5 protein-coding genes are annotated in these 3,569 nt (G+C 65.1%); all 5 read right to left on the bottom strand.

The annotated features are described in order from the left end of the window. The coding region (gene thyX, locus NTW26_01245; protein ID MCX7020901.1) for an FAD-dependent thymidylate synthase at positions 1-609 on the bottom strand (609 nt) is incomplete at its 3' end. Positions 610-705: 96 nt separating this feature from the next. Continuing rightward, positions 706-1,578 (bottom strand): GGDEF domain-containing protein, encoded by an 873-nt coding sequence (locus tag NTW26_01240; GenBank protein MCX7020900.1) that lies wholly within the window; start codon positions 1,576-1,578, stop codon positions 706-708. Positions 1,579-1,765: 187 nt separating this feature from the next. Beyond that, positions 1,766-1,996, bottom strand: coding sequence for an ion channel (locus NTW26_01235; GenBank protein ID MCX7020899.1), 231 nt, complete (start codon positions 1,994-1,996; stop codon positions 1,766-1,768). Between the two features lie 367 nt (positions 1,997-2,363). Next, positions 2,364-2,525 (bottom strand): hypothetical protein, encoded by a 162-nt coding sequence (locus NTW26_01230; protein ID MCX7020898.1) that lies wholly within the window; start codon positions 2,523-2,525, stop codon positions 2,364-2,366. A 154-nt stretch (positions 2,526-2,679) separates the two neighbouring features. Next, positions 2,680-3,569, bottom strand: an 890-nt coding sequence (locus tag NTW26_01225) for a hypothetical protein (GenBank protein ID MCX7020897.1), incomplete at its 5' end; no start/stop codon positions are given.

The following is a 3,569-nucleotide window of genomic DNA, read 5'->3' as shown; positions in this document are numbered from 1 at the left end:
GCCGTCGCCGGACGGGCAGAAGTCGGCGAAGACGTCGGGCGCGTATTCCACGAGAATCTTGAAAACCTCGACGGCGAACCGCCGGATTTCCCACTGGGCCGTGCGGTCACCCCGGAGCTTCAGGATGTGGCGCCATTCGCGGAAATTCGCCGTGACCACGATTTCGCTCTCCGCCGCGTTGGGCAGCACGAAGCGGGCGTCCTCCTTGGGGACGCCGAGCCTGCGCAACTCGTCATACGCCTCGCGGCAGCGTCCGACGTGCTCGTCGAAGAGGGCCTTCGCCGCGGGATTACCGGCGATGGATGCGGGCTCGACCACCCCGAAGCCGCGCTCCTCCACGTAGCGCTGGGACTGCTGGCTGAAGGCGCACAGGCGGTGGCGCACGAGCTGGTGGGTGAAGGCCCGGGAACCGCCCCGGACGCGGAAGGTGGCTGAGGCGTGCTCGAAGACCGAGTGGTGGCCGGAGCGCAGGAGCATCCGACAGAAGCGCGCCGCCGTGTCCTCCCCCGCCTTGTCCAGGGAGAGGTAGCAGGTCCGCCCGGCGGCCTCGATCAACCTTTCCGGCTCCGGCGTGACGGCCAGGAGCTCAACCCGCGGTCCGTCGCTCATCGCCCATCCTTCGGGGGTTAAAAGATTCCATAACCGGTCGCGTTCAGAATGAAGTCGCCGCGCGGCGGAGACCCCGTCGAATCCCGGTGGCCGTCCCTACTCCGGTGAGACGGGCCGCAAGATATCCCTCTCCACCAGCCGGTGCTCGGCCGCGTTCTTGGACCGGTTCTTCACGCAATACATCAGCTCGTCCGCCGCCCGGACCATCTCGCGGACCGAGGCGGGCGGGGTGGAGTAGGTCACGACCCCGATGCTGAAGGTCACCGGCCACCCGTTTTTCTCCATCTCCCGGTCGAGGTTCGCCTTCAGCCTCTGTGTCAAGGCCTGCGCCGCCCTGTGGCTCGTGTCCGGCAGGAGGAAGGCGAACTCGTCGCCCCCCACGCGGCCGGCCACGTCGTTGGTGCGGATGGTCCGCCGGATAATACCCGCGACCACGGCCAGGGCGGCGTCGCCGACTTCGTGACCGCGCGTGTCGTTGACCGTCTTGAAGTTGTCCAGGTCCATGTACGCGACGACCAGGGGGTAACCGTACCTCTGGGCCCGGCTCCGCTCGTACTCGGCCCGCTCGAAGAACCCCCGGCTGTTGAGCACCCCGGTGAGCGCGTCCACCCTGGCCGCCCTCTTTTCCCCGTCCAGGTTGACCTTCAGCCGGGCGAAGACCAGCGCGATGACGACGAACATGCCCAGGCGCACCAGGCAGTTCCAGTAGGGGATCAGGTGGTACGGGTACACGCGGTCGGACAGCAAATCCGCGATCAGCAAGACGGCGGCGCTGACGCAGGTGATCAAAAGCCCGGGGAAGCGCCCCTTGCCCCAGGCCACCAGCGCCACCGGGGCGAAGTAGAAGATGGCGAAGGAGAGCTCGGTCCCGGTGATGTAGTCCACCAGGCCGACCACCAGGACCAGAAGCAGACCCAGGGCCAGCGTGACCGGGACGGAGAGATGATCCAAAAAATCGAGCGGTTTCATCCCACCGACCGTGGAGCGCGCGGCGTCAGTCTACGACGATTGACAGCGCACCGATTCTGTACGCCCGGCCCGCGTCCGGGTTCCCAAGAAATCGGACCCGCCCGGGGCGGGGGAACCGTTCGATTATACAAAACCACCGACCCCGTCGGTGGCCCGGATGTCCACGGAGTGATTCCCGGTCGGGCGCTCAGTCCCGGCGGGCGACCTTCACCGCGAAGATGCTGATCAGGCCCCCCAGCATGACGTAGCCCAGGATGACCTCGACCGCCGCCCAAATCGAGGCGGCGTCTGTCTTGGGGACGACGTCGCCGAGGCCCAGCGTGGTGAAGGTGACTATCGAGTAGTAGAAGCAGCGCCAGCCTTCGCTGAGCTGCGCCTGTGGGTCGCAGACGAACTGACCGGGGCCGAGGATCCACAAATAGGCGCACCCGAAGAGGGCTGCGATGACTGCGGAAGCGATGGCCCAACGTAAGAGGGAGCGCCCGTAGTCGGCGAACAGCCACCAGACGAAGGAAATGATGGGGTGTCGCTTCTTGAACTGGCGGATGTACTCGGCGTAGACGAAGTCGCGCTGGGCGCGGCGGTTATCGGCCCAGTCCGCCGCCTCGATGTTCGCCCCAGAAAAAAGGGATCACCACTTCATTTCGGACCAGCACGATGTTTGGATGACCGCTGGCGGGCTGTCGGATTACTTTTTAAGAGAAGAATGCCGAAGGTAAAAGGTGTAGGGCGGCCCCTCTGCAGGCCGCCGAAAAGGGCGGGTCGTTCAAGAGGGTGATAATAACTCAACAGGTGTGTCCTTCCTCTTTGCCACATTCCGCCTGTTCTTTAATGGCAGGGTTATAACCTTTTTGATGCCTTTTGCACAAGCTTTCTTCCGATTGGTGTGGTCCGGTTAGGAAACGTGATTCCTTATCTTCAAACCAACTGCACCGTTCTTTAGCCATACCATCACCTCCACAGACCGTCGAATTACTCCCACCTACAGGGGTCAGCTTGGATATTAGCTATTATACAACACCCACCCCGCCGCTTTCACGTTCCCCACCCCGACCCTCACCCCCCGCCCTCTCCCTGAAAGGGAGAGGGGGCCGCTGCGCCCTAGAAGGCCGCCTCGAAACGGGCATAGGCCACGTGGGGGAAGGCGGGAACGGCGTACATCCCGAAATCGAGCTCCCCGTGGCCGAACTCGCTCTCCTCCCCGCCCAGGAACAAAAATCCGCCCAGGGTCAGGGAGACGTTGTCGGAAAGGTTGAACCGCAGGCCCGGCCCGGCGACCAGGCTCCCGTCGTGCAGGTTGAAAAGCCCCATGCCGGTGAGGGTGATGAGCGAGGCTAGGTCGTATTCCAGGTTGGCGAAGAGGTAGTCGCGGCCGAGGACGAAGTTCTCCCCGCTCAAAAGCGACGCCCAGCCGTAGTCGCTGAATTCCCGCGCCCCGGCGGCGTCGTGGAAATACTCCACCAGGGCGGAGAAATCCCCGGTAAAGGTGTAGGAGAGCCCGGCGGATGCGCGCCAGGTCATGTCGGGGTCGGCGGCGCCCTCGGGCCGCGCGCTCCAGTAGGGCAGATCGAGACCGGCCTCGGCCCAAATCCCCGGCCCGTCCCAATCCCCGATGGTTATCTCCCCCGTGGCCGAGAGACCGACGAAGTGCGCCCGCCGGTCCGCGGCGTAGGAGCCCCGGTAGTAGTAGGAAGCCGCCAGGTCGAAGCCGCCCAGGTTGGCGAAAAGCCGCGCCCCGTAATCCCCGTCCGCCGCCACCCGTCTCGGCACGGCGATGAGTTGCGCCCCGGACAACCGGCCGAAGTAGAACGTGGTCAAGAGCGAATCCTGCCCCAGGTCCTCCCGGGTGGGGTCGGTGAAGCTGGGCTGGACGTAGAGGTCCGAGGGGTTGAAGATGTATCCGGGGCCGAAGGCCAGCCGCTGCCGCCCCAGCCTGATTTCGAGCCAGTCGGCGGACCAGCTCACGTTGGCCCGGTCCAGCCGCCAGTCGA

The organism is bacterium, from assembly GCA_026398675.1.
Taxonomy (GTDB): domain Bacteria; phylum RBG-13-66-14; class RBG-13-66-14; order RBG-13-66-14; family RBG-13-66-14; genus RBG-13-66-14.
The sequence above is the reverse complement of the archived record's forward strand: the minus strand, read 5'-3'. Positions and strand labels throughout refer to the sequence as shown.